We start from the raw sequence: 24,867 nt of genomic DNA, 5'->3' as shown, positions 1-24,867 counted from the left end.
GCGTTGCAGGGATGAACCTGAAGATGACGAGCAAGGCCGCCGCGAGGCTGAAATCAGAGGGCTGGAGCATCCTCGAGACCACCGGCTTCATGCACCTGGTCGGTCCCCTGTGGGAGCGCGAGGTCGACGGCCATTACGAGTTCGCGCTTGCCACCGAAGACAAGCACCACAACCGCCGCGGCATGGTCCAGGGCGGCGTCATGATGACCTTCGCCGACCGAACCTGCGGCATGACCGCCCGTTACGTCTCCGGCAAGGAGTTCATGGCGACGGTGCAGCTCGACACCCATTTCGTCGAAGCCGGCCAGATCGGCGACATCCTGATCTCCCGCCCCCGCGTGGTGCGCTCGACCCGCAGCCTGATCTTCATGAGCACGGAAGTGACGGTCGACGACCGCTGCATCGTGATGGCGAACGGCGTGTTCAAGATCCTGAAGGGGCCGGGGTAGCGCTCGCGCTGGCTCGCCCCCCGCCGCCTACCACGCACCGAGGCGCGCTTGTCCCGGACGACGAGAGGAGATTGGGCTTCTTTCCTCACACCGTCCTTGCGAGACGCCCTTGCGACGAAGCAATCCAGGCTGCTTCCGCGGACGCAGCTCTGGATTGCTTCGCTGCGCTCGCAATGACGAACGTAGCTGGCTATGCTGCCCTCCATCGAACGATCGAGGAAATCGCCCATGCAATACCGTCAGCTCGGCCGCTCCGGCCTGAAAGTGTCGCCGATCTGTCTGGGCTCCATGATGTTCGGCGGGCCCACCGATGAAGCCACATCGAAGCGGATCATCGCGAAAGCTCGCGATGCCGGCATCAACTTCATCGACACCGCAGACGCCTATTCGAAGGGCGCATCCGAGGAGGTCGTCGGCCGCGCCATCGCAGGCAACCGCCACGCCTGGGTGCTTGCCACCAAGCTCGCCAATCCCATGAACGCTGGGACGGGGGACGATCCCAACCGCGTCGGCCTGTCGCGGCGCTGGGTGCTGCAGGCCGCCGACGAAAGCTTGACGCGGCTCGGCACCGACCACATCGACATCTACTATTTGCACAAGGAAGACCATGCGACGCCGCTGGAGGAGACGGTGCGCGCGATGGGCGATTTGATCCGCGCCGGAAAGGTGCGCTATTTCGGCGTTTCCAACTACCGCGCCTGGCGCGTCGCAGAGATCTGCAACATCTGCGACCGGCTCGGCATCGACCGTCCCGCGGTGAGCCAGCCCTATTACAACGCGATGAACCGCATGCCCGAGGTTGAGCATTTTCCGGCCTGCTCCTATTACGGCCTCGGCATCGTGCCCTACAGCCCGCTGGCGCGCGGCGTGCTCACGGGCAAGTACAGGCCGGACGCCGCCCCCGACAAGGAGACACGCGCGGGACGCAACGACACCCGCATGATGCAGACCGAATGGCGGCCGGAATCGCTTCAGCTCGCACAGGAGATCAAGACTTACGCGGAGAGGCGGGGCATCACCGCCGGCCAGTTCGCGGTCGCCTGGGTGCTCAACTCCGCCTTCGTCTCCTCGATCGTCGCGGGGCCGCGCACCGAGGAGCAGTGGGACGGCTACATCAGCGCGCTCGACTATCGCTTCACCGCCGATGACGAAGCATTGATCGACCGGCTCGTCGTTCCCGGCCATCCGTCGACGCCGGGCTACAACGACCCCGCCTACCCGATCGAAGGCCGCCGCGCGCGGACGGCGTGAACTTCGGAGAGGATCATGCTCCACGAAGACCGCTACGGCCTGCCGCTCTCCACCGCATCCGATGCGGCTGCCTCCGCCTATCGCGAGGGCGTGGACCTCATGCTCGCGGGCTGGACCGGCATGGCGGAGACGCTGGAGCGCGCCATTACGGCCGACCCGGATTTTGCGCTTCCCCATATCGCCCGTGCCCGCGTGCACGCCTTCTATCAGCAGGGCGATCTCGCACGTCAGAAGGCGGCGCTCGCGCGCGAGCTGGCCGCCAGGCGCGGCACGGAGCGCGAGCGCTCGCATGTCGGGACGCTGGCGCTGGCGATCGAGGGTCGGCTGCCGGAAGCGATCGCAGCGACGCTGAAGCATGTCGAGAGCTGGCCGCGCGATGCCCTGGTGCTGTCGCTGCCGCTCGGCGCCTTCGGCCTGTTCGCCTTCTCCGGCATGGCGGACCACGATCGCGCGCGGCATGAGCTGTGCGAGAGGGTCGCGCGGCATTACGGCGAGGACTGGTGGTTTCTCACCATGGCCGGCTGGGCGATGACCGAGAACGGCGACGTTGCGCGCGGCCGCGCCATCACCGAGTGCGGCTTCAATCTGCGCCGGGCTAACGCCCATGCCGCGCATGCGGTGCTGCATGCGATGTTCGAGGACGGCTCGATCGACGCGGCCGACCGCCTCGTCGGCGAGTGGATTCCGACTTACGACCGCGCCGGAATCCTGCACGGCCACATTCGCTGGCACCAGGCGCTCGGCGCGCTCGAGCAGGACGATGCGGCCCGCGCGCTCGCGATCTATGCCGACGTGCTCCAGCCCACAGCCACGCAAGCGCCGCCGCTCAACGTCATCACCGATGCCGCCTCGCTGCTCTGGCGCCTGTCGGCCTACGGCCACACCGTACCAAAGGCGCTCTGGACCGAGGCCGACGCCACTGCACAAAAACTGTTTCCGAAGTCGAGCCTGCCTTTCGCTGACGTCCACATGGCGCTGTTCGCGGCGGCGACGCAGAATCAGGAGGCGCTCGCTGCACGTCTTGCGATGATCGAGCAGCGGCTCGCCGAGGGCAGGTTGCCGGCCGGCCCCGTGGTGCCGGCGATCTTCCGCGCGCTGGCGGCCTTTGCCGATGAGGACTACGCCTCATGCGTGCAAACGCTCGCGCCAGTCCTCACGGAGGTCGTGCGGATCGGCGGCAGCCACGCCCAGCGCGAGCTGGTCGAGGACACCTACATCGTCGCGCTCATGCGCAGCGGCGAGCTGCCCCGCGCCCGCGCCGCACTGGACGCCCGCCTGCACCGCCGCCCCTCGCTTCGCGATGCACGCTGGCAGGCGGCGATGGGCTAGCTCTGCCACGAAAAAAACACCGGCCTGACGGCAAGTGCCGGCCGGGACGGTTGGGCGATTGCGGCGAATCGCCGTCGGGGTGGCGCGGTGGTATTCCAGAACGGTCTTGCAGAACAAACGGGATCGCAACCAATTTGCGGTTCGATCGTTATGGTGCGGACCTATTCCGCCGCCACGGCCCTCCGGCACACGAGCCCGACGATGCGCCTTCGCCGACCGGTCCTCTTCGCCATGGCCATGGTCTTGACCATGCCCTTGGCAAGTCCTTGTTTTGCCGAGACTTCCGAACCGATCCCGGTCAACAATCCGCCGGCGCAGCAGAATGCCCTCATCGACCTCCTGGCGCTGATGTCGGGCCATTGCAAGACGCTCAAGGTCGCCGGCCGCGCCTTTGCCTGCAAGACGGTGGCCTACGCCCATGGCGACAAGGGCCGGGTCAATTTCGCGGTCGCAGTCGACGATCCCTCCGACGACAGCCACGTGGTGTCGTTCTCCGGCGAGAACGGCAAGCGCGCCGACGACAATTCCTACGAGCTGCCGATCGACCGCATGCTGCTCAACTCCAAGGACCGCCCCAAGGTCGATGGCCTGCCGGTGCCGGCCGAGCAGACCTCCACCGGCCTCTGCCGCCAGACCGGCAACTTCGCCGCCAGGAAGGTGACCGATGTCACCTGCTCGGCGACCGACAACGAAGGCCGTCGATATGAACTGCTGTTCGTCTCCGACGGTACGCCGGTGAGCGTTCGCCGCATCCGGCAGTCCTCGCCGTCGATCCAGGATCCGTTCAAGTAGCGGCACTTCGTCTCGGCTTGCGTGGTAGCGCAACCGTCACGCATCGCTCCGTTGAAACTCCAGGCGAGGCGGTTATGCTCACGCCAGCGTTCTCATCGCGGAGACGCGATCGCAGTGGGGGCGGGCCGACGGTCCAGCAACGCGCGTATGATCACCGGGCTGGTGCGCATCCTGATCGTCTGCCTGCTTGCAAGCCTGTCGCGCGACTGCATCGCGGCCGAGGGCAAGCGGCAGGGTTCGATCCTGGTTCTTGAAGAAGCCGATTTTCGCTCGCCGTTTTATTCCGAGATCTTTGCCGGCATCCGCGCCGCCGCGAAGCAGAGCGGCACGGCTGACACGGTGATCTACGGCGAGAGCCTCGATCTCAGCCGCTTCCCTGGACCCGGCTATGAAGAGAGCGTGGTCGGCCACCTCAGGACCAAATATGCACAGCGGCCGATCGACGTCATCGTTTCAATTGGCGTCACATCGGCGAAATTCCTTCAAAAGCGCAAGCAGGAGATTTGGCCGACCGCGCCAGTCGTCTACGGCTTCGTGCCTGATCTGCCCGAAACGCGCGCGCTGTTTCTGCCCGATACCACCGCCGTCTTCGCCCGCGTGACGCCAGCACATTTGCTGAATGCTGCGCGCGCCATCGTCCCCGACCTGACCCGCGTCGTCCTCGTGGGCGATGCCTGGAAGAATCCGCTGGTGTATGGACATTGGAAGCAGGACTTCGCGGCCATGATGCCGGGCCTCGAAGTCACAGATCTCTCCGATGCCGTGCTGCGCGACGTCCGCAAGCAAGTCGCTTCGCTGCCCGACCGTTCCGCGATCCTGACCTCCGCGATGTATTCCGACGGCGAAGGCACCCTATTATTCCCCGGCGTCGGCGCTCGCGCTCGTCGCCGAGACTGCGAACCGTCCGATCGTCATCACGTCCGACACATTCCTCGGGCGATCGGGCGTCGGCGGCTTCCTGCTGATGCCGGAGATCATCGGACGGGAAGCCGGCGAAGTCGCCATGCGGATACTCGACGGCGAAGCGCCGTCGAACATCGTCCCCTTCGACGGGGACAACGTGAAACCGATCTTCGACTGGCGCCAGCTGAAGCGCTGGAACGTGAACGAGGCCAATCTGCCCCCAGGCAGCGAGGTACGTTTCCGTGAACCGACCTTCTGGGGGCAGTATCACTGGCACGTCACCATCGTTGCGAGCATCGTTCTGCTACAGGCGATGATGATCGCGATTCTGCTGCGCGAGCGCCACCTGCGCTTCGTGGCCGAGGTCGAAGCGCGGCAGCGCATGTCGGAGCTCGCCCACTTGAATCGCCGCGCCACCGTCGGCGAGATGTCTGCCTCGCTCGCCCACGAGCTGAACCAGCCGCTCGCCGCCATCATGATCAATGCCGAGTCGGCCCAGCAGATATTGCGGAATCCGGCTCCCGACCTCGGCGAGATCGAGGACATATTGGCCCACATTCGCCGAGACGATCAGCGGGCCGCCGAAATCATCAGCCGGCTGCGTGCGTTTCTGAAACGAGACCCGACCGTACGGCACGAACTCGACCTCAATGCGATGGTCGGCGAGGTGTTTCGCTTCCTCTCCGTGCAGGCCTTGACGCACGATGTCGAACTCGTGACGGAACCCTCGCCCGCGGATATCCGCGTCAAGGGCGACAAGGTTCAGCTCCAGCAGGCCATTCTGAATCTGGCCATGAACGGCATCGATGCGGTGGCCCATCTACCGAACAAGCGGCGCCGCGTGGTCGGCCGAACCGGTCTCGCCGAGGGCAATCTGGCCCTCGTCTCCGTCGCCGATGCCGGTGACGGCATCCTCGCAGAGAGGGTGACGGAGATATTCAAGCCGTTCTTCACGACCAAGGCGCAAGGCATGGGCATCGGCCTGTCGATCGCCCATACCATCGTCGAAGCGCATGGCGGGCGGATCTGGGCCGAGAACGCGCCCTCAGGCGGCGCCGTCTTTCACGTCGCCCTGCCGCTGGCGGCGCCATAGCCGCGATCGCAGGCACCAGCGCCGCCGAACCGGCATCACGCGAACGCCTTTTCCAGCGTCGCGAAGATCACCGCGAGCGACTTGTCGTGCCGCGTCACCGGCGGCACCGGGCGGTCGATCTTCATGAGCTGATAGACCGCCATCTGTGCTGCCCGCACCGAATATTCGACGGTGAACACGACGTCGTCGGGGATTTCGACGAACTGGCTGACGAAAGCGAGGTTGACCGAATTCTTCGGCACCGGCAGCGGCCGATCAGTCAGGTTGCGCGGCATGAACATGCTGGTGATGTAGGGCATGCGGCAGGGAACGCAGATCGCGTCGTCGAGCACGCTCGCATCGAAGTTCAGGTGGCCGCACAGCTCCTTCAAAATATCCGCGCCGCCGCAATCGGACATCGGCTTGCCGACGAAATTGCCGACGCGGTCGGGATGCAGCGCATAGCCCCAGAACACCTGCACGTTCTTCGGCTGGCCTGCGAAATGCGGCTGGTGATACAGCACGACCGACATCAGCCAGTTGGAATCCTTGAACGTCACGAGGCCGCCGGTGCCGGCCCTGTTGCCGGAGAACGCCTCCATCCGGTCGAAGAACTGCGGATCGCGGCAGGTGACGGTGAAGGACAGCCAATAGGATTCGGGGATCGACGAGTTGAAGGCGGCGGGATTGCCGAACTCGGGACGGCCTTGCGCGATCGTCTCCCACAGCGCCCAGCCCTGGCTCTCCTTCTTGGTAAGGCGCGACGGCGGCTCGGTCATCGAGCCCAGGCTCGAGGCGTCCGTCATCGAGCCGTTCTGGAAGAACACGAGATCGCCGTCCTCAAGCCGGACATTGGCGATGCGGCCGTCGCGGTCGAGCACGAGCTGGCGCACGCGCAAGCGTCCGCCTTCGCTCTCGATCGCCATGTCGGTGACGCGCGTGCCGCGCACGAATTGCACGCCCTGGCGCTTCAGCCAGTCGGCGAGCGGCTGCACGATCGCATCATACTGATTGTAGACGGTACGCTTGACGCCGGCGAGCGTCTCGATGCGCGGAAACTCGTTCATGAAGCGATGCAGGTAGCGCTTCAGCTCGACCGCACTGTGCCAGGGCTGGAAGGCGAAGGTGGTCTGCCACATGTACCAGAAATTGGACTCGAAGAATTTCGGCGAGAGCCAGTCGGTGATGCGGCTGTTGCCGAGCGTCTCCTCCGAGGCCTCAGTCAGCCTCAGCAGTTCCAGCCGGTCGCGCGCGGAGAAGCCCATATGCGAGACGTCGACTTTGAAGCGGTTGCGGTCGACCAGCCGCGCCTGCGAATGCGCGGGGTTCTCCAGGTTGAACGCGATGGTCTCCTCGCGCACGCTGAGGCCGGGACGCTCGAGCGAGGGAATGCTGGAGAGCAGATCCCAGGTGCATTCGTAGTGGTCGGTGGTCAGCATGCGGCCGCCGCGCAGCGAATAGGCGCCGTTCGCGAGCTGCGCGCCGTCGAGACTGCCGCCGACCAGCGGCTGCGCCTCGTAGATCACGATGTCACGCCCCGCCTGTTGCGCGTCGCGGATCAGGAACGCCGCGCCCGCGAGCGATCCAATGCCACCGCCGATGAAATACGCCTTCATGACTTGCCTCGATTGCCACACGAATTTGTCGTGGGCGACATTGCATGCGGAGGCAGCGGCCGAAGTTGCGCTGGATCAAGCGCGGCGGAAGCAGCGTTCAAGAGGACGTGAGCGCGCTCGCGGGGAGAGCCGAAACATTCGCCTTCTTCGCATAGATGTGCTCGATCTCGTCCGCGAAGCGGCGCTCGAGCGCGGGCCGCTTGTTCTTCAGCGTCGGCGTCAGCAGGCCCGCCGCAATGGTCCACGGATCCAGCGTCCACCACACCGCGCGCGGTGTGGCGTAGGACGGGTAGGCCTTTACGGCCGCGGCGATCCGCGCCAGCAGCGCCGCCCGTTCCGCCGCGCCGCCTTGCTGGCCGCGCGCCGCCAGCCTTTCCTTCTCCTCGACCCAGGCCTTGGCATTCAGCACCACGAGCGCGGCGAGGAACGGCCGCTGCTCGCCAACCACCAGCGCCTGCTCGAACAAGGGATCGGCGAGGATCGCGGTCTCCAGATCGACCGGCGCGACCTTCTCGCCGGTGGAGGTGACCAGGATGTCCTTGATGCGACCGGTGATGGTGATGCGCCCGTTCTCGATGCGGGCTTGGTCGCCGGTATGCAGCCAGCCATCGGCGTCCTTGACGCGGCGCGTCTCCTCGTCCTTGTGCCAGTAGCCGAGCATGACGCTCGGACCGCGCACCAGCAATTCGTCGTTCTCGCCGAGCCTGACCTCGACGCCGTCGAGGACATGGCCGACCGAATGCGGATCGTTATCCTCGACGGTATTCACGGAGACCACCGGCGAGGTCTCTGTCATGCCGTAGCCCTGGAGGACGTCGAGCCCGAGCGCGAGAAACAGGCGAATGACGGGCGCCGCGATCGGCGCGCCACCGGACACCGCGACGCGCAGGCGACCGCCGAGCTGCGCCAGCACCTTGTCGGCGACAAGCCGCTTCAGCAGCGGCCAGGCCAGCCGGTCCAGCAGCGACGGCATGGCGTGCTGCTGCCGCGCGTCGAAGCGCCGCCCGCCGACGGCGACGACGAGATCGAGCAACGCGCGCTCGATCCAGCCCGCGGATGCCCGATGCTGCATGATCAGCGCGTAGATGCGCTCGTAGATCCGGGGCACCGAGACCAGCACCGTCGGCCGCACATGCTTCAGATCCTCCGCCAGTTGCGGCACCGAGCGGGCATAGGCGACGCAGGCACCGGCCGCGATCGGGTAGTAATAGCCGCCGGTGCGCTCGAAAGTGTGCGAGAGCGGCAGAAAGGACAGGAAGACGTCGTGCGGCTCGGCTTCGATGCGGCGCGCGATCGCTTTCACATTGGCGACGACGTTGCCATGCGACAGCATCACGCCCTTGGGCCGCCCCGTGGTACCCGAGGTGTAGACGATGGCGGCGAGATCGTGCGGTTCGATCGCGACATCGGACAGCGGCGCGCTCGCGCCCGGGGCTTGCGCGAGCCAATGGTCGAGCCCGACGATCCGCGCGTTCGGCGTGATGAGCCCGCTCGCATCCGCGCAGACGACGCGCTTGAGATGGTCGAGCGGCTGGCCGGTCGCCACGATCGCCTGCCAGCGCTCCAGGGTATCGACGAACAAGAGCAGTGCGCCGGAATCGACGAGGACGTAGGCGATGCTGTCGGGGTTGTCGACGGCGTGCATCGGCACCGGGACGAGGCCGCGCGACAGCGCCGCCTGGTCCATCGCGATATGCGCGATACCGTTCGGCATCAGGATCGCGACGCGCTCGCCGGGCGCGAAATTCTCCGCGGCCAGCGCCCGCCGCCACAGCTCGAATTCGGCATCGATCTCCCGCCAGGACTGGCTGACCCAGCGCTTGGCACCGGCGTCGAAATGGCGATAGGCCTCCGCCGCCGGCGTCGCCTTGATTCGCCAGCGCAGGAGCTCCGGCAGCGTCTTGATGTCGGCAAGACCGTCTGGTTGACTCGCCTGTCCCGGCATGGCGTTCTCTCGCATCTCGTCGATTCCCAACCATTTGGTGCCTCGACCCTAGGCCGGCCAGTCCTTGCCGCTTTGATCCTCAGCAAGCCGGCCATGCTTTGGAGCGACCCATGACGCGCGACCGCCTGTTTCTGCTGCGGCCCGGTTTCGAGGACCCGGCCTTTCCGGGGCGACTGTTCTATTGCTGGCACTGTGCGCTGATCGAGGGCGTGCTGGCCTCGTTTCCGCAGCTTGCCGCAAAGCTCGACGTCGAGCGCATCGCGTGGCCGCGCCCGCGGCAGCCGGTGATCGCGCTTCTTGGCGAGGAGAACCAGTCGCTGCCGCTGCTGGTATTGGCCGACGGCGCGACATCGCCGCACCAGACCGGCAGCCATCAGGGCCGCGCCTTCATCGCCGACAAGGACGCGATCCTCGCCGCACTTTCCGAACGCCACGGCTTTCCCGATCCGCATCCGTGAGGCGCATCCGCCAGCCGGCATGACCGCTCTCGTGTCCCGTCGCAAAACGAGGGAAGATCGGCATTGCGCGCCGTTCCCATCCTCGCATATTCGCTTCCACGACCCGCGCGAAAGATCCGATCATGCCCCACGCCCTCCCCGCTCTCATCGTCATCGACGTCCAGCGCGCGTTCGACGAATGGGAGGCCGCGGGGAAACGGCGCAACAATCCGGATGCGGTGGCGCGGATCGCCGATCTGCTGCGGGCCTTCAGAACCCGCGGCGCGCCGATCTTTCACATCCGCCATGAAGGCACCAATCCGAACTCGTCGTTCTTGCCTCAAAGCTCCGGCTATGCCGTCAAGGACGAGGCGCGCGAGCAGCCCGGCGAGACCGTCATCGTCAAGCGCGTCAACAGCGCCTTCATCGGCACGGATCTGGAGACGCGCCTGCGCGCGGCCGGCATCGGCACGCTCGTGATCTGCGGCGCGACCACCAATCATTGCGTCGAGACGACGACGCGGATGGCCGGCAATCTCGGCTTCGACGCGCGCCTCGTGCGCGATGCGACATGGACGTTCGACCGCATCGGGCCCGACGGCGACGTGCACGCAGCCGAGGAGATCCATGCGATGACGCTGTCGAACCTCAACGGCGAGTTCGCCCGCATCGTGACAACGCGTGAGGTGATCGGGTCATTCGCGGCCAAGTGATGGCAGCAATGTGATCGACGCGATAATGCGACAATAAATCTCACGACGCGCGTTCAAGGGTGCGAATCAAGCACCGCGCACTGCGTCGTTTCGACGCCCGCACTGTCCTGGAACGCAGCCGACGCCCATCTGTTGTCTCACGACATTCAACTGGAGTGATGACATGAAATATCTCATTGTCGCGATGGCGGTCGGAGCTGCGGCGCTTGCCGGCGGATCGGCGGCGAACGCGGCCGGCAGTTCGAGCGCTAAGCAGAGCGCGCAGGGCGGCCAATCGACCGACATTAGCGCGCAGCACCGGCACCACGGCCATCACCATCATTGGCGCCGTCATCACCACCATCACGGCTACTACCGTCCGCACTACCGCAGCTATGGCTACTACCCGCGGCATCACGGCTATTACGGCGGCGGGCCGTATGGATATTACGGTGGCGGCGGCCCGGGCGTGACGTTCAGCTTCGGCGGCGGACGCTGGTGAGACATGAGGCCCGCAAGTGTGCGGGCCTCTTTTCATTTCCGCAGGATCATCCCCGCCGTCTCCGCCCCGCTCGCCAGTGCCGCTTCCACCGTGCCCATGTCGCGGCCGCGATAGAGCGCTTCACCGGAGAACAACACCAGGCCGTCGGCGCCCGCCAGAATTGCCTGCGCCTCGCGCGTCCGCGGTGTCGCCCAGGAATAGGCGCCGCGGGCGAAGGGATCATGCGCCCAGTTGGTCGCCGCCGCCGCCACCAGCTCGCGCGCAAGGTCCGCGCGCGGCAGCTTGAAGATGCCGGCGAGTGAATCGAGCCCGGCCTCGATCAATTCCTGCGCATCGAGCCTGTCCAGCTCCCTTGTGCGCGGGCCGCCGAACCAGCCGGTGAGCACGGCATGCTCGCTCGGATATTGTGTCCACCACACCGGGATCTTCTGTTCGGACAACAGGAAGGTCATGCCTGCGAGTTCACGGTGCCGCTCGCGCCACCATGGCCGCGCGAAGCGCAGCAGGATCTTGATGACATTGCCGAATCCGATGTCATCAATGGCGGCAAGCCTCGTACGCGCGCTCGCCGGCAGCGCAATCTCGCGCAGCAAAGGCAGCGGCACGGTGAGGATCACGCTGTCACAGCCATGTCGATCGCCGCCGGCGCAGCGAACAGCAATCGCGCCGCGCTCCTCCTCGATCGCCGACACCACGCAGCCGAGATGGATGGTGACGCCAAGCCTGCGGCAGTCCACCGCGAGAAAGTCGATCAGCGCGCCATAGCCGCGATCGATGCGCGCCTGCGGCGCGTGCCCGCCATCCATCCATTCCTCGCGCAGCGCCAGCGTCGAGGCGCGCTCGGGGTCGGCCGCGTCATAGCCCTCGACCATCCGCTCGATCGAATGGCGCATCGGCGCATACTCATCCCCGGAAAAATGCCAGCGCAGGAAATCGGCGACGGAGAGATCGTCCTGCAAATCCCTCAGCGCGGCTTGAAGCTCCGCCTCGTGGGGATCGTCACGCGCCTCGCGCGAGAGCCTCGTTCCGTCAAAGCTCCACTGCTCGCCTTCGATCTCCTGAAGCGACAGCCCGGCCTCGCGCAGCAATCCGCGCGTGACCGGCGCCTCGCCATGGACGAATTCGGCGCCGCCCGCGGCGGGATAGCCGAACTCCTCAGCCGGCAACGGATGGATGCGGCCGCCGCAGCGCCCGCGCGCCTCCAGCACCGTCACCTTCCGGCCGGCACGCGCCAGCTCGCGCGCCGCCATCAGTCCTGCCGCGCCGGCGCCGACGATGACGATATGCTGTGACGTCTCGGACATGGCCGGCTTTACCGGATCACGCCTGGCGGGTCGTTCTTGATCAGATAGCGCAGCAGCAGCACACCGCCGCCGAGCTCCCGCGTGCTCTCCAGCGTCATTGCCGCGATCGGCGCGCGCTTGTCGCTGTCCGCCTCCGTCGAGGAGAACACGAAGGGCGCACCCGTGGCGCCATCGATCGCGGGACTGAGGATCAGGTTGAACTCGTCGATCAGGCCGGCCCGCAGGAATGCGCCATTGGCGACGCCGCCGCCCTCCACCAGCAGGCGCTTCACGCCGAGCTCGCGGTGGAGAATGTCCAGCGCCAGCGCCAAGTCGATCTCGGACTTGCCGGCAAAGACATAGGACACGCCCTCGCCGCGGAGCCCTGCGAGATGCGAATCCGGAACGCTCTCGGTCAGCACCACGACGATCGGGTCGCCGCCGATGTCCGAGCGGCCCCAGCCGATCTTGCCCTGCGCATCGAGCACGATTCCATAGGTTTTCGCGTCGCGCCGCGCGAACCAGTTTTCGCGCGGCAGCTTCTCCTTCGTCGCGGGATAGGGCTGGCCCTTGGCGAACTCCGATCCCGTGACGCGGCCGATCACCCAGGCATCGCCGCCGAGCTCCTCATGGATCTTCTCGAACCAGTCGGTGCCCGCCCCTTTCGGACGCCAGCGGCTGGGATGCGTGCGGCCGTCGAGGCTGGAATGCATCAGGCAGATGACGTAGGGCTTCATGCAATTCTCCGGAAATGCGCTTCACACCGCCGCATCGCTCTTCTCATCGCCTCTCGCGCGATCCCTGGCAATCGCCGCCAGCGGATTGAGCTTTGGCGGTGCGACCAGCTGCAGCGTGTTGGTGTCGTGATGATTGAACGGCGCGCCGCGCACGAACAACTCGGTCTGGATCAGATAGGTCCAACTGCCGTCGTCGTTGAAGGTGATGTCGCAGCGGTAGGAATCGGTGCGGAACGCCTGCTCCAGGAAATCGGTCGAGCAGATCCCGTAGGCGGTGTCGCCGCGCTTGGCAGTGACCGAGATCGTCTTGTCGCCGGGGCCGGCCTTGCCCGAGGCCAGCAGCACCTGCCCGCGCGGAATCGCCAGCGTCTGCATGATCAGCCCGGTCGCGGGCTCCCACAGCCAGTAGCCGACCTGATCGTGGAAGGTGATGTCTTCCTCGGGCGTGTTGATGTGGATGTGGTAGCGCAGCCCGTAGAGGAGCTGCGGGCCGTTGGCCTGCGGATCGATCGGATCCATGCGGATGCGCTCGATGAAGGTCCGCCGCTCGGGTCCCTCCGCCTTCGGATTGACGTCGATGCCCTTGTCCGCCTGCCAACGGCCGGCGAGGCGGCGCAGCGGGCCGAGATTGGCAAGGCCGTCCGGCGAGACGTCCTCGGGCTCGGTGAAGATGTCGGCGGGAATGGGGAGCATGGCGGCCTCGCGGGAAATTGCAGAGGCAGCCATAGCACGGCGGCGCGAACCTGGCGCGTGCTCAGGCCTCACAATCGCGAATGGACACCGGCGTTGCGCGCGGAGCGATTGTCGGGCTTTCTGGAAAGATCGTGCATTGCTGGTCGCGGTAACGTCCTCGGAGGACAGGCGGGTCGGCCCACATCGGCCGAAGCGGAGTCGAACCTGTTCGATTCGACTCCGCCGCCAGAACGCTTAGTGGCGATGGTCGCGCAAATCGGGCTGATTGCGGTGGTCGCGGACGATGGTCTGATTGCGATGGTCGCGCACGACGGGCGGATCGCGATGATCGCGCACGATCGTTAGCGCGCTTGCGGGGGTCACCGCGCCCGCCAGGGTGATCGCTGCGAAAGCCACGAGGATGAAATTGCGCATGAGTCTTTTCCTTTGCCTGGTGGATCACTGCGAACCACCTGACGCAAAGCTAGATCGACCCGCGAGGAAGTTATGTGTCACGCCTCACGCGCGGACGATCGATGCGCTGGCGGCGGCGTCATCCGATCGGATGAGCTCAGCCCCTTAAATCACCGACCTGCCGGCGTCAGCGACGAGCCGTCAAGCCGCCTCGGACACCGACTTCGCGCGCTGCTCGAGCACACCGATCGTGGAGACGAGATTGTCGCGCCGCGCGCGGAGGTTGGCGGCTAGCAGCGGATAGGTCGGCTGCTGCACGTCGAACACCCCGGCTCTGGCTTCTTCCTCGAGAATGTCGGTATTCAAGAGCCGAACGCGCCACCACAAATCGGCGATCAGCGCATCGAGCCGGAGCTCGCCGGCAGTACCAGAACGGGACATGTCTTGCATCGCTTGCCTCAACCTGAAACGGGCCTCGCCGCCGAGGCCTGACTTTGATCATGACTGAGCAAGCGGAGTGCCAGGGCCGGACCGCCACGCCCGGCAGGCGTGGGGAACTCGCAACAATGCGCCTCCCGGGGTGATCCAGCGGCTGTCCGCGGTCGTTGTCTATCCGAGAGGTCGCTTGTCGAGGCGCTATGATCGCTGCTATCCCGGCTTTGAAGATGCCGATCCGGGCTGAGGCCGGTTTACCCCGGAGGGTGCCGGCGCGGCTGTCGATTGGTGCGAGCAAAGGGCCAAAGGCAAAGGTGGATTGGGCTGATTTGATCGGACGGGTCGCCGCTGACGGCGACCGGGAGGCTTTCAAGCGGCTGTTCGAGCATTTCGCGCCCCGCATCAAGGGGCTGATGCTGAAAGCCGGTTGCAGCTCCGACGAGGCAGAAGAGATCGCTCAAAGCACCCTGATCGCCGTGTGGCGGAAGGCGCATCAGTTCGATCCTGCGACCGCGGGAGCGCCGGCCTGGATCTTCACGATCGCGCGCAATCTACGGATCGATTTGTTCCGCCGCAGGGCGCGGATAGACCGTTTGCAAGCCGGTTCCGAGCTGCCGGACGAGCCGGATCAAGCCGAGCCGGCCGATATCCTGATTTCGCGCGGGCAGGATGCGGCGCGGATCGCGTCGGCCATCCAGCAGCTCTCGGCGGAGCAATCCATGGTGGTGAGGCTGTCCTTCATCGAGGAGAGGCCGCATCCCGAAATCGCGAGCGCGCTCGGGATTCCGCTTGGGACGGTCAAATCCCGGATCAGGCTGGCGATGAACCGGTTGCGAGACATTTTGGACGAAGAAGCATGACGATCAGCCATCATCCGCCGGAAGATCTTCTGGCCGATTTCGCGGCCGGCAAGCTCGAAGAAGCCCATCATTTGGTCGTCGGTGTGCATGTGTCCGGCTGCGCGCGCTGCGCCCGTTTCGTGCAGGCCGTCGAGCAGCTCGCGGGGGCGGCGCTCGAGGAGGTCGAGCCAGCAGCGATCGCACCGGATGCGTTCGATCGCGTGATGTCACGAATTCACGAGGCTCCGAAGCAGATAGCCGCGCCTCCGCTGGCGTCGGCCACCGATGACGATGTTCCACCGGCCTTGCGCAAATATCGCATCGGCAAGCGTCGGCGGGTCGCGCCCGGTCTCAGCCTGCGGCCGATCGAGCTCTCCGGTTCGGGCACGGCGCGCGCCTTCCTGCTTCGGTCAGCGCCGGGCTCGCGGATGCTCGAGCATACCCACACCGGCACCGAGCTGACGCTCGTGCTCGAGGGCAGCTTCAGCCATGAGGGCGGACGCTTTGGCCCCGGTGATTTCGACTATGGCGACGACGAGGTCGATCACCGTCCCATCGTCGGTGACGAAGGTGTTTGCCTCTGCCTGGTCGCGATGACCGGCGACTTGCGCATGAACGGTTTCCTCGGCCGGTTGATCGGGCCCTTCGTGCGGCTCTGAACTGCTGCTCCCTTTACCGTCAGGTGATCCGGGCCCGCGCTCGGAGCGTTTCGTAAGGAAACGCAAGGGAGAGACAGGACATGACCTGTTCGGGCCTGGCCAATCGGGCGCAGAGCGAGATGTTGCCCGGACTGCTGGTACGCGTCTCGGCAGGCGAGACACGCGCCTTCGCAGAGCTTCATACGATGACCCGCGGCAGGCTGCGCAGGATTGCGCTGGCCGTCGGGACGGCGCCGCACGATGCGGACGACGTCCTGCAGGAAAGTTTCCTGAAGATCTGGCGCAATGCGGCTCGGTTCGATCCCGGTCGGGCGTCGGCCATGACCTGGATGGCTGCAATCGTCCGTCACACCGCGATTGACCATCTGCGGACCAGGCGGCAGCCCAGTGTCGAACTGGACAAGGCGCTCACGATCCCCGCAACGGCCGAGCTGTCACCAACCGAGCACTTCGATTACGCCAGCGCCGAACCCATTGCGCTGGGCGCATTGGCCCGCTTGCCGGAAGATCGCCGCAGGCTGGTCGCACTGGCCTATCTCGAAGGCGAGAGCCGCGCGAGCCTGTCTCAACGCTTCGGCGTGCCGGTGGGCACGATCAAGACCTGGCTGCACCGAACCATCTTGTCGGTGCGCAAGGATTGCCTCAGCGCATCGGCCGCGGCCTGAAGCCGGCGGGAACGTGGGCATGGACGCAGAGATTATTGAATTTCCCGAGCGTGGGCGCGAGAACCGGCTTGTCTCCTCGACGGCAAGGCTCGAAGCGATCGTGAGAGAAGTCGAAAGTGTCGTCGCCCACGAGCCTGCGGCCGGTGTCGATCGGCTGCTCGCAATCATGGAGCGCATGGGCGATCAACTGGTCGACCTCGCGAGCCTCTTGCTCGACGAGCCGACAAAGATCCAGGCTCACGAGACCTTCAAATCCTTGTCCGACAAGATCGCGGAAACCAGAGAGGCGTTCGAGCTGCTCGAAGGTCGGAAGCAGTCGGACCCGACGGCCCCCTGATGCAAGGTGATGCGGTCGCGCCGACTCAGTGCGCCAGCTTCTGCGCGACAAGAAACCCGATCCAGGCACTGACGCCGGCGAGACACGATCCCCAGCACACGTCCGCAAGGGTCAGTCCGGTCGACCAGTTTCGCAACGTCGCCTGGTTGGTCAGATCGTAGGTCGCATAGGTGAAGCAGCCAAGTAGCAGGCCGGATGTGAAAGCGCGCAGCGCGCCGCCATCCTGCTGCGCCGGCAGCACGGCAAACCAGATCAATCCGAGGGGATACAACACGTAGAACGCGGCCGCGGCCGGCAGGTTGGGCTGAGCCCGCAACATGTCACCCAGCACGGGTCGATACAGTCTTTCGACCATGATCGTCAGCCAGACCATGTCGACGGCAACGAAGGTCACGGCCACAGCCAGGTAGGTCAAGAACAGATTCATGTCGCGCGTCTCGTCGCTCTTCATCCGGCTGATCGGCCGCCCGTCAGATTAACGCTCCACAATCCGTTGCGGATCACATCCGCCACGCATTCGGTTTGCCGGCCCAGCTGGCCGGCATCGCGGCGGCCTCGACACTGTTCATCGCGAAGCCGGCCGCGACGGCCATGGAAAGAAGGCGCTGGTGCGCGCCTGATATCGGCGATAGCGGTCGCCGCGCGATCGCAGCATCTGCTCCTCGAGCGGCGGGATACCCGTCACGTGGACCAGGATCCAGTACATGATCGCCGGCGCCGCCAGGGTGGCCCAACCCCAGGCATATCCTGATGAGAGCGCGATGACCGGGTAAGCCAGCCACCCCAGCCATTCGAAGAAATAGTTCGGGTGACGCGACCAGCGCCACAGACCGACATCGCAGACCTGTCCCTTGCTTGAGGGGTCGCGTTTGAAGAGCCGCAGCTGCCGGTCCGCCATGGCCTCGCCGACGACGGCAATCAGGACGATGACGATGCCGATGTAGTCCTGCAGCCGCAGCCCCGGCGCCGGTGCGTGCGCCGCGAGGAACACGGCGAAGGGGAGCGGCAGCGAGACCAGCGCCTGTGATTGCAGGAAGAAGAACATCCGGCGCGGGGCATCCGCTCCCCATTCGCTCGCATAGTTCACATATCTGGGATCGTCGATCCCGGCTGCGGAGCGGCGCGCAATGTGCGTGCCCAGCCTTACCGACCAGAGCAGCACAAGCCCGGCAACGAGCGCCTGGCGGCCCGGCAGGGAGTCGCCAAGCGGCCACAGGGCACCTGCTGCACCGACGAGACCGCACGAACAGGACCAGATCGCGTCGACCCAGCCGGAATTGCCCGTGCGCTGCTGGACGACCCAGGCCAGTCCCATCAAGAGACAGAAGCCCAGCGCCATGCAGCCGATCGCCTGAATGTACGGAAGGATCATGCCCTCACCCAAATTGACCCTGTCGATACGTCATGTCCAGGCTGCGGTTTCACCCCCGGCGCCAGGCTCGGGCGAGTGATCCGCGACCTCCCGCCGAACGTTTCCTGAGGGTTGCTTCAAGGGCCGCAGCTGACGGTACCGCAGTGGGGGCGAAATAGAATGCGTTTGGCCGTGATCGGGACGGGAATTGCCGGCAATGCCGCCGCGTGGCTCCTGTCGAAACGTTACGCAGTCACCGTTTACGAGCGCGAGCTGCAGCCGGGTGGGCATAGCCACACCGTTCGCGTCGACTATGACGGTGAGCCCATCGATGTCGATGTCGGCTTCATCGTGTTCAACGAGACCAACTATCCGCAATTGACGTCGCTGTTCTCACATCTCGGCGTGAAGACCGTCGAGACTTGCATGAGCTTCGCCCTGTCCGCCGATCAGGGCCGCTTCGAATGGCGCGGTGGCGGCGAGACTGCCCTGCAAACGGTCTGCGGCCTGTTCGCCCAACCGCGCAACCTCGCATCCCCGTCATATTTCCGCATGCTGGCCGAGGTCGCGCGGTTCAACAAGCAGAGCGTGGCCGATCTGCGCGCCGGCCGGCTGCATGGCCTGACCCTCGGCGAATATCTGCGCCGGCAATCGTTCGGGCCGCGCCTGTTCTCCGACTATCTCGGTCCGATGGGAGCAGCGATCTGGTCGTCCTCGTCCGACGACATCCTGTCGTTCCCGGCGGAGAACTTCGTCGCCTTCTTCGACAATCACCGTCTCCTGCATCTCGATCGACCGCGCTGGCGCACGGTCGAGGGCGGCAGCCGGCGCTATGTCGACAAGCTGACCACTTCGTTCAAGCACAACATTCGGCTAGGCTGCGCGGTGACATCGATCGACCGGACGGGGCATGGCGTGACCATCCGCGACAGTCATGGCGGTATAGAAACTTACGATGCGGTGGTGATGGCTTGTCACAGCGACCAGGCCTTGGCGACGTTGTCGGACGCCGACGCCACGGAGCGTTCCATCCTTGGCGCCATCAGATATGCTCCGAACACCATTTATCTGCACCGCGATCCAAGTCTCATGCCCCGGCGGCGTCAGGCGTGGGCCTCCTGGAACTTCCTGCGCTGGCCGCGGCAAACGCCTGCCCTGAACGACGTCGCGGTGACCTATTGGATGAACCGGCTGCAGGGGATCGACGAGCGCAGACCCTTGTTCGTCAGCCTCAACCCTCCCTTCGAGCCGGCGGCCGACCTCACGTTCGGAAAATTCACCTTCGCCCATCCGCAATACGATTTGGCGGCATTCGCGGCGCAGCGAAAGCTGCCCACGATTCAAGGACGCCGTCGAACCTGGTTCTGCGGCGCCTGGACCGGCTACGGCTTTCACGAGGATGGCCTGCAGGCCGGCATTTCCGTTGCCGAGGCACTCGGCGTCGAACTTCCTTGGCGTCAACCGGATCCGGCCCTGGCCGAGGCTGCCGAGTAAGGCGATGGTCCGAACCTCACCAGCCGAAACTGAGACTGCGACAGCGCCCGCCGCGCTCTATTGGGGAAAGGTGATGCACGCGCGCTGGCGCCCCGTGCAGCACAGGTTCACCTATCGCGTGATGAGTCTGCTGATCGATCTCGACCGGCTGGGCGAAGCGGATCGCCAATCCCGACTGTTCGGCGTCAACCGAGCGGCCCCCTTCAGCTTTCACGAGCGCGATCATGGCGACGGCAGCGGCGCAGGCCTCAGCGAACACGCCCGACAGCTCGCGGCCGACCACGGCATCGACCTGTCCGGGGGCCGCGTTCTCCTGCTCTGCTATCCCAGGGTCTTCGGTTACGTGTTCAATCCGCTCTCGGTCTACTTCTGCTATGGCGCGTCCGGCACTGTTGCGCTGATGATCTACGAAGTCCGCAACACCTTTGGCGAGATGCACTCCTACGTCCTGCCAGTGCAACAGGACAGCGCGGGCCCGGCCATCCGCCAAAACCAGGCGAAGGCATTCTACGTTTCACCCTTCATGGAGATGGAAACGTATTACCGTTTCAGCGTTTCTCCACCCCAGCAGGATGTGAAAGTCAGGATCCTGCAGAGCGGCGCGCAGGGCGCGATGTTTGCGGCAGCATTTTGTGGGCGACGCCGCGCCCTGACGGACCGCTCCCTGCTGGCGGCGCTCTTTGGTCTGCCTTTCCTGACCTTGAAGGTCATCGCAGCCATTCACTGGGAAGCGATGCGGCTCTGGCTGAAAGGCGTTCCGTACGTGCCTCGTTTGAAACAACGCGAGATCTGAACCATGGACCTGGCAGCCACCCATCCCGCCGTTCAATTTGATGGCGTCCCGTTCTTCGCCCGCTTGGCTCTGCGCCTTGCATCACAGCTTCGCTGTGGCACCCTTCATGTGCGTCTCCCCGACCAGAGGATGGTGACGTTGCGCGGTCAGCTGCAGGGTCCGTCGGCCACGATCGAGCTGAAGAACTACAGGTTCGCGCGCAGCCTCGTCATCGGTGGCGACATCGGCATGGCCGAGGCCTACATCCGAGGCGATTGGACCACGCCCGATCTCGCTCAGCTTCTCTACGTATTGTGTCTCAACGAGGAGCTGGTCGACAGCGCATTCGCCGGGAATATGCTGGTTCGCCTCTGCCGGCGAGCGCTCCATCGCCTGCGCCGCAACACCAAGGAAGGATCGCGGCACAACATCCACCAGCATTACGATCTCGGAAACGAGTTCTTCTCTGCATGGCTCGATTCCAGCATGACCTACTCGTCGGCGCTGTTCTCGTCCGAGACGACCGATCTCCCTGCTGCGCAACATCACAAATACGAACAGCTGGCAAAGGCGATCGAATTGCAGCCCGGTCAGAGCGTGCTCGAGATCGGATGCGGTTGGGGTGGCTTTGCCGAATTCGCCGCCAAGACTTACGGCGCCAGGGTTTTGGCCCTCACCATCAGCAAGGAGCAGCATGATTTTGCCCGCCGCCGGATCCACAAGGCCGGGCTTGCCGAGAAGGTCGAGATCCGCTTGCAGGATTACCGCGACCAGGACGGCCGCTTCGACCGCATCGCCTCCATCGAGATGATCGAAGCCGTCGGCGAGCAATTCTGGCCTGCCTATTTCAATCAGCTGAAGCAGCGGCTGAAGCCCGGCGGACTTGCCGGCATCCAGGCCATCACGGTTCACGACGAGCTCTTCGGCAGCTATCGGCAGCGGGTCGACTTCATCCAGAGATACATTTTCCCGGGCGGCATGCTGCTGTCGGCCGCCATTCTGCGGACGCTCGGCGAACGTTTCGAAATGCCCATCGTTCGCGAGCGCATGTTCGGGCAGGACTACGCCAGGACGATCTCACTCTGGCGCGATAGCTTCAGCCGGGCCTGGATCGACTTGACCTCACTGGGATTCGACGAGCCCTTCCGCCGGATGTGGGAATATTATCTGTGCTACTGCGAGGCAGGCTTCCGGGCAGGGAAGATCGACGTCGGGCACTTCGTGTTTGCACGGCGGGGGTAAGGGGGAATCGTGCGCCCGCTGGGCTGCTAAAACCCCGCCGCCGGCACCGTCAGTGGACGTCCGCGTATCGCCCGTCCCGCAATGTCCTTGCCGCTCTGGGTGTCGTCGGTCCAGGCCGCGAAGGCCACTTCGTCCCTTGGGCCCGAAGCCGCGACAGCCGCGAGGCTGAAACGATTGTGGCCGGTGGACGTGTTGAACTGGACGACCTGGCCCAGCGGACCCTTGGTCGAGAAAACCCGCGCCTTCACGTTGGTGGTGGCGGGCTGGTCGACGTTGAGCTGGACCCAGCCGATCAGGAAGCGTCCGCCCGAGAGCGGCGCGAGGGTCGGCCAGGTCGCCTGGATACGTTGTTCGCTGGTCGAGACGAGGTGGAGATTGGCGGGCGAACCATCGGCCTTGTATACGTCAGCTTCCACGACGATCAGGGTGCTCGCCGTGGCGTCTTCGCCGAAATCATTCAGATGCGCGATGACGAACTGGCCGCCGTCGATCGCGGCCATGGCTGCCGCGGTGGTGGTCGCGGGCGTGATGTGCTCGCTGCCCACCGCTCCCTTCGCGTTGAAGAGCTGATAGCGGATATGCAGGGGACCTGTGATCCGCGCCCGCCATCCGATGACGACGTCGCCATTGGTCAGGCACGCCACCATCGGGACCTTGTGCAGCCCGGCGGTGGTGTTGGCGCGAAACTCGGCGCCGATCCTGCTTCCGTCGGCGCCGAAACGTTGCGCGCGGATGCGCTGGTCGGCCCGCTTGTCCGCCCAGACGACAATGAAGTTTCCGTCCTGCAGGCGCGCCAGAGCGGGCCGGATCAAAGGCTCGACCGGCGACGTAGAGACCTGGATTTCCGGTCCGGACAGCGTATCGGCATCGAAGACACGAAGCTTGAGCTGGGTCGGCGCCGTCGCGGCACTGCCGGCCGCCTGCTCGTTCCAGGCCACGACGAAGCCCGATCCGTACTCCACGGCCACGGGAAGCTGCCGCCGCGGTCCCGGCGGCGTCGGCAGGTTGATCAGGATCTGGTCGCTGCTCTTGGCACCGCCCGCACCGAACATCTGGCCCTTGATCGTGTTGTCGCTGTGGTCCTCCCACACGACGACGAATTGGGTGCCCTGAAGGCCGCACACGCTGGGCTGGCTTTGATCGCCGGCTGTGGTCGTGTTGATCAAGACCTCGTCCATGGCGTTTCCCTTCCTCAATCCAAACGTGATGAAAAGCGCGGGGCCGACCGAAAGTTGGGACTATAACACGAGCGCTTGCGGCGATTGCAATTGAGCAAGGGGGGCAATGTGGCCCATGGCGCAGAGGTTCGGCGGGCGACGAGCGTGGTCGCCCCTGTGCATTTCCATTTGAGGCTGGGCATCAACGTGGGGAAGCGACAGCGCCCGCCTGGATGCGGCAAGGACTTTCCGCGCTGTGCGAACCAAAGTCGGTGCCGGCCTTCACGCGTTCGCTGGGGGATGAGCGTGGCTACGCTACGCGTAACCGAAGCGTGGTGCCCAGGGGCGGAATCGAACCACCGACACTGCGATTTTCAGTCGCATGCTCTACCAACTGAGCTACCTGGGCGTGCTCCAAGAGAGGGGCCAAAGCCCATCGAGCGGGCGGTTTATAGTGGGCTGGAAGCGGCCTGTCCACCCGGCTTCGCCAAGAGGCTTCGCCGGGCGCGGCCCGGCTGTGCACAAGCTCGCACCGGCTCGCCGCGGCTGGCGCGCGGCATTACGACCGCTCAATCAAGACATTGATAATATTTAGCTATTCTACGTCATCCACGTCGTCGTCGCGGCCGGGGATAACGTAGGAGCCTTTCAGCCATCGGTTCAGATCGACGTCGCGGCAGCGCGAGGAGCAGAACGGGCGGGTGGCCTCTGACTGCGGCTTGCCGCAGATGGGGCAAGTTTTGAGCGGGCTGGCGGGCTTTTTGACCTTGTCGTCCATGATGTCGGCAGCTTGCAGGGGAGTGAAAGGGTTCAAGAGCCTGTCGGCAGACGGGTTCCCCAGATGGCGGCGCATCGGCCCCGTCAGGCCATTCTACTGTGCATGGGGTTGTTTTCGCGATTTTGTTGGGCGGCGGCTGGCCGGCTCACACCGCAGTGGTGGCGTTGAGCCAGCCGAAGCGGATTGGGAAACCTTCACCGCCGAGCAGCGTCGTGGTCTCGTAGAGCGGCAGTCCGACCACGTTGGTGTAGGACCCAACCATCTTCACCACGAAGGAGCCGGCGATGCCCTGCACGGCGTAGCCGCCGGCTTTGCCGCGCCATTCGCCGGAGCCGATATAGGCCTGGATGTCGTCTTCCGAGAGACGCTTGAAGCGGACGCGGGTCTCGACCAGGCGCTGGCGGAAGGCCTCACGCGGCGTCACCAGCGTGATCGCGGTGTAGACGCGGTGGTTGCGACCCGACAGCAGGCGCAGGCACTGCGCGGCTTCGTCGACCAGATTCGCCTTGGGCAGGATGCGGCGGCCGACCGCGACCACCGTGTCGGCGGAGAGGATGAAGGCACCACGCAGCTCGTCGTCGAGCTGCACCGATTTCAGCGCCGCATCGGCCTTGGCCCGCGCCAGCCGATTGGCGCAGGCGCGCGGCAGCTCGCCCCGCTTCGGCGTCTCGTCGACGTCGGCCGGCCGGAGCGCGTCCGGCTCGATGCCGGCCTGGTTGAGCAGCGACAGGCGCCGCGGCGAACCGGAGGCAAGTACGAATTTGGGGCGGCCAAGCATCAGGTGATTTGGGGGATGAAGCGGGGGTGAATTGCGCGCGGAACCTATCGGAAGGGGGCTGATTTCACAACCCGGGAACCCGAGGTTTGGTGATTCGAGGTTTCCGACATCCGTGCCCGCGGTCTGTGACGCCTGTGTTACGGGAGGTCTCGTGTCCCGGACGCGGCGCGGCATGAAATGCTGCGACGCTGAGCCGGACCCACGGCTTCCCACCTGGAGGTGAGATGGGCCCCGGCTCTGCAGCGCCTCGCGAAGACGCGCTGCGC

Annotated in this window: 28 protein-coding genes and 1 tRNA gene; 16 read left to right on the top strand and 13 right to left on the bottom strand. The window is 65.3% G+C overall.

What is annotated here, in order from left to right:
- Positions 1-23: 23 nt before the first annotated feature.
- The 6 genes from RPS27_RS05020 (at position 24) to RPS27_RS04995 (ending at position 5,817) form a co-directional block, all read left to right on the top strand.
- Positions 24-449, top strand: a complete 426-nt coding sequence (locus tag RPS27_RS05020; RefSeq protein WP_211415725.1) for a PaaI family thioesterase — start codon at positions 24-26, stop codon at positions 447-449.
- 228 nt (positions 450-677) lie between these two features.
- Complete coding sequence (locus RPS27_RS05015; RefSeq protein ID WP_211415724.1) at positions 678-1,700, top strand: aldo/keto reductase; 1,023 nt, start codon at positions 678-680, stop codon at positions 1,698-1,700.
- 15 nt (positions 1,701-1,715) lie between these two features.
- Complete coding sequence (locus RPS27_RS05010) at positions 1,716-3,029, top strand: tetratricopeptide repeat protein (protein WP_212067766.1); 1,314 nt, start codon at positions 1,716-1,718, stop codon at positions 3,027-3,029.
- Positions 3,030-3,230: 201 nt separating this feature from the next.
- The gene (locus RPS27_RS05005) at positions 3,231-3,821 is read left to right on the top strand and encodes a hypothetical protein (protein WP_212067765.1); all 591 of its coding nucleotides are present in this window, start codon (positions 3,231-3,233) and stop codon (positions 3,819-3,821) included.
- A gap of 147 nt (positions 3,822-3,968) precedes the next feature.
- On the top strand, positions 3,969-4,970 hold the full coding sequence (locus RPS27_RS05000) for a hypothetical protein (RefSeq protein ID WP_313753883.1): 1,002 nt from the start codon (positions 3,969-3,971) through the stop codon (positions 4,968-4,970).
- Positions 4,971-5,037: 67 nt separating this feature from the next.
- The gene (locus RPS27_RS04995; RefSeq protein ID WP_313753937.1) at positions 5,038-5,817 is read left to right on the top strand and encodes an ATP-binding protein; all 780 of its coding nucleotides are present in this window, start codon (positions 5,038-5,040) and stop codon (positions 5,815-5,817) included.
- A 35-nt stretch (positions 5,818-5,852) separates the two neighbouring features.
- On the opposite strand, the gene RPS27_RS04990 is transcribed toward RPS27_RS04995, so the two are convergent.
- Both RPS27_RS04990 and RPS27_RS04985 read right to left on the bottom strand, forming a co-directional pair.
- Positions 5,853-7,412, bottom strand: a complete 1,560-nt coding sequence (locus RPS27_RS04990; protein WP_212067763.1) for an oleate hydratase — start codon at positions 7,410-7,412, stop codon at positions 5,853-5,855.
- Between the two features lie 97 nt (positions 7,413-7,509).
- A complete protein-coding gene (locus tag RPS27_RS04985; RefSeq protein WP_249132009.1) occupies positions 7,510-9,372 on the bottom strand; it encodes a long-chain fatty acid--CoA ligase in 1,863 nt (620 codons plus the stop codon).
- 95 nt (positions 9,373-9,467) lie between these two features.
- Between RPS27_RS04985 and RPS27_RS04980 the strand changes: the two genes are divergently transcribed.
- From RPS27_RS04980 to RPS27_RS04970, 3 genes are all read left to right on the top strand, one after another.
- Positions 9,468-9,815 carry a DUF3088 domain-containing protein gene (locus RPS27_RS04980; RefSeq protein WP_211415718.1) on the top strand — a complete coding sequence of 116 codons (348 nt, stop codon included), beginning with the start codon at positions 9,468-9,470 and terminating at the stop codon, positions 9,813-9,815.
- Between the two features lie 122 nt (positions 9,816-9,937).
- Complete coding sequence (locus RPS27_RS04975; protein WP_211415717.1) at positions 9,938-10,507, top strand: cysteine hydrolase family protein; 570 nt, start codon at positions 9,938-9,940, stop codon at positions 10,505-10,507.
- Positions 10,508-10,670: 163 nt separating this feature from the next.
- A complete protein-coding gene (locus RPS27_RS04970; protein WP_211415716.1) occupies positions 10,671-10,988 on the top strand; it encodes a hypothetical protein in 318 nt (105 codons plus the stop codon).
- Positions 10,989-11,020: 32 nt separating this feature from the next.
- Here RPS27_RS04970 and RPS27_RS04965 read toward each other — a convergent pair whose 3' ends face one another.
- The 5 genes from RPS27_RS04965 to RPS27_RS04945 all read right to left on the bottom strand — a co-directional run bounded on the left by RPS27_RS04965 (position 11,021) and on the right by RPS27_RS04945 (position 14,544).
- Positions 11,021-12,292 carry an NAD(P)/FAD-dependent oxidoreductase gene (locus RPS27_RS04965; protein WP_212067762.1) on the bottom strand — a complete coding sequence of 424 codons (1,272 nt, stop codon included), beginning with the start codon at positions 12,290-12,292 and terminating at the stop codon, positions 11,021-11,023.
- Between the two features lie 8 nt (positions 12,293-12,300).
- Positions 12,301-13,008, bottom strand: coding sequence for a dihydrofolate reductase family protein (locus RPS27_RS04960; protein WP_212067761.1), 708 nt, complete (start codon positions 13,006-13,008; stop codon positions 12,301-12,303).
- A 21-nt stretch (positions 13,009-13,029) separates the two neighbouring features.
- A complete protein-coding gene (locus RPS27_RS04955; protein ID WP_211415713.1) occupies positions 13,030-13,701 on the bottom strand; it encodes an FABP family protein in 672 nt (223 codons plus the stop codon).
- Positions 13,702-13,935: 234 nt separating this feature from the next.
- Positions 13,936-14,115, bottom strand: a complete 180-nt coding sequence (locus tag RPS27_RS04950; protein ID WP_212067760.1) for a hypothetical protein — start codon at positions 14,113-14,115, stop codon at positions 13,936-13,938.
- 180 nt (positions 14,116-14,295) lie between these two features.
- The gene (locus RPS27_RS04945) at positions 14,296-14,544 is read right to left on the bottom strand and encodes a hypothetical protein (protein WP_194404658.1); all 249 of its coding nucleotides are present in this window, start codon (positions 14,542-14,544) and stop codon (positions 14,296-14,298) included.
- Between the two features lie 299 nt (positions 14,545-14,843).
- On the opposite strand from RPS27_RS04945, the gene RPS27_RS04940 reads away from it, so the two are divergent.
- The 4 genes from RPS27_RS04940 (at position 14,844) to RPS27_RS04925 (ending at position 17,029) form a co-directional block, all read left to right on the top strand.
- Positions 14,844-15,389 carry a sigma-70 family RNA polymerase sigma factor gene (locus RPS27_RS04940; RefSeq protein ID WP_211416590.1) on the top strand — a complete coding sequence of 182 codons (546 nt, stop codon included), beginning with the start codon at positions 14,844-14,846 and terminating at the stop codon, positions 15,387-15,389.
- Complete coding sequence (locus RPS27_RS04935; protein ID WP_212067759.1) at positions 15,386-16,027, top strand: ChrR family anti-sigma-E factor; 642 nt, start codon at positions 15,386-15,388, stop codon at positions 16,025-16,027. Before RPS27_RS04940 ends, RPS27_RS04935 begins: the two co-directional genes overlap by 4 nt.
- 80 nt (positions 16,028-16,107) lie before the next feature.
- Positions 16,108-16,692, top strand: coding sequence for an RNA polymerase sigma factor (locus tag RPS27_RS04930; protein WP_212067758.1), 585 nt, complete (start codon positions 16,108-16,110; stop codon positions 16,690-16,692).
- A gap of 19 nt (positions 16,693-16,711) precedes the next feature.
- Positions 16,712-17,029, top strand: a complete 318-nt coding sequence (locus RPS27_RS04925; protein ID WP_212067757.1) for a hypothetical protein — start codon at positions 16,712-16,714, stop codon at positions 17,027-17,029.
- Between the two features lie 25 nt (positions 17,030-17,054).
- Here RPS27_RS04925 and RPS27_RS04920 read toward each other — a convergent pair whose 3' ends face one another.
- The gene (locus RPS27_RS04920) at positions 17,055-17,456 is read right to left on the bottom strand and encodes a DUF2177 family protein (protein WP_211416589.1); all 402 of its coding nucleotides are present in this window, start codon (positions 17,454-17,456) and stop codon (positions 17,055-17,057) included.
- Between the two features lie 138 nt (positions 17,457-17,594).
- Positions 17,595-18,368, bottom strand: coding sequence for a DUF1295 domain-containing protein (locus RPS27_RS04915; RefSeq protein ID WP_249132006.1), 774 nt, complete (start codon positions 18,366-18,368; stop codon positions 17,595-17,597).
- A 192-nt stretch (positions 18,369-18,560) separates the two neighbouring features.
- Here RPS27_RS04915 and RPS27_RS04910 point away from each other — a divergent pair, with 192 nt between their 5' ends.
- From RPS27_RS04910 to RPS27_RS04900, 3 genes are read left to right on the top strand one after another with little or no spacing between them, the layout of a single operon-like run.
- Positions 18,561-19,874: an NAD(P)/FAD-dependent oxidoreductase gene (locus tag RPS27_RS04910; RefSeq protein WP_212067756.1), complete on the top strand. Its 1,314-nt coding sequence runs from the start codon at positions 18,561-18,563 to the stop codon at positions 19,872-19,874.
- A gap of 4 nt (positions 19,875-19,878) precedes the next feature.
- Entirely contained in the window at positions 19,879-20,667 is a 789-nt protein-coding gene (locus RPS27_RS04905; RefSeq protein ID WP_212067755.1) for a DUF1365 domain-containing protein, read from the top strand.
- A gap of 3 nt (positions 20,668-20,670) precedes the next feature.
- Positions 20,671-21,888 carry a cyclopropane-fatty-acyl-phospholipid synthase family protein gene (locus tag RPS27_RS04900; protein WP_212067754.1) on the top strand — a complete coding sequence of 406 codons (1,218 nt, stop codon included), beginning with the start codon at positions 20,671-20,673 and terminating at the stop codon, positions 21,886-21,888.
- 26 nt (positions 21,889-21,914) lie between these two features.
- Here RPS27_RS04900 and RPS27_RS04895 read toward each other — a convergent pair whose 3' ends face one another.
- The 4 genes from RPS27_RS04895 to RPS27_RS04880 all read right to left on the bottom strand — a co-directional run bounded on the left by RPS27_RS04895 (position 21,915) and on the right by RPS27_RS04880 (position 24,601).
- The gene (locus RPS27_RS04895) at positions 21,915-23,066 is read right to left on the bottom strand and encodes a hypothetical protein (protein ID WP_212067753.1); all 1,152 of its coding nucleotides are present in this window, start codon (positions 23,064-23,066) and stop codon (positions 21,915-21,917) included.
- A 312-nt stretch (positions 23,067-23,378) separates the two neighbouring features.
- Positions 23,379-23,454 (bottom strand) — tRNA-Phe (locus RPS27_RS04890).
- A gap of 186 nt (positions 23,455-23,640) precedes the next feature.
- The gene (gene yacG / locus RPS27_RS04885; protein ID WP_212067752.1) at positions 23,641-23,823 is read right to left on the bottom strand and encodes a DNA gyrase inhibitor YacG; all 183 of its coding nucleotides are present in this window, start codon (positions 23,821-23,823) and stop codon (positions 23,641-23,643) included.
- Between the two features lie 145 nt (positions 23,824-23,968).
- A complete protein-coding gene (locus RPS27_RS04880; protein WP_194404668.1) occupies positions 23,969-24,601 on the bottom strand; it encodes a Maf-like protein in 633 nt (210 codons plus the stop codon).
- Between the last annotated feature and the right edge of the window lie 266 nt (positions 24,602-24,867).

The organism is Bradyrhizobium sp. WYCCWR 12699, assembly GCF_032144035.1.
Taxonomy (GTDB): domain Bacteria; phylum Pseudomonadota; class Alphaproteobacteria; order Rhizobiales; family Xanthobacteraceae; genus Bradyrhizobium.
Note: the sequence above shows the minus strand (reverse complement) of the source record. Positions and strands in the feature narration are given on the sequence as shown.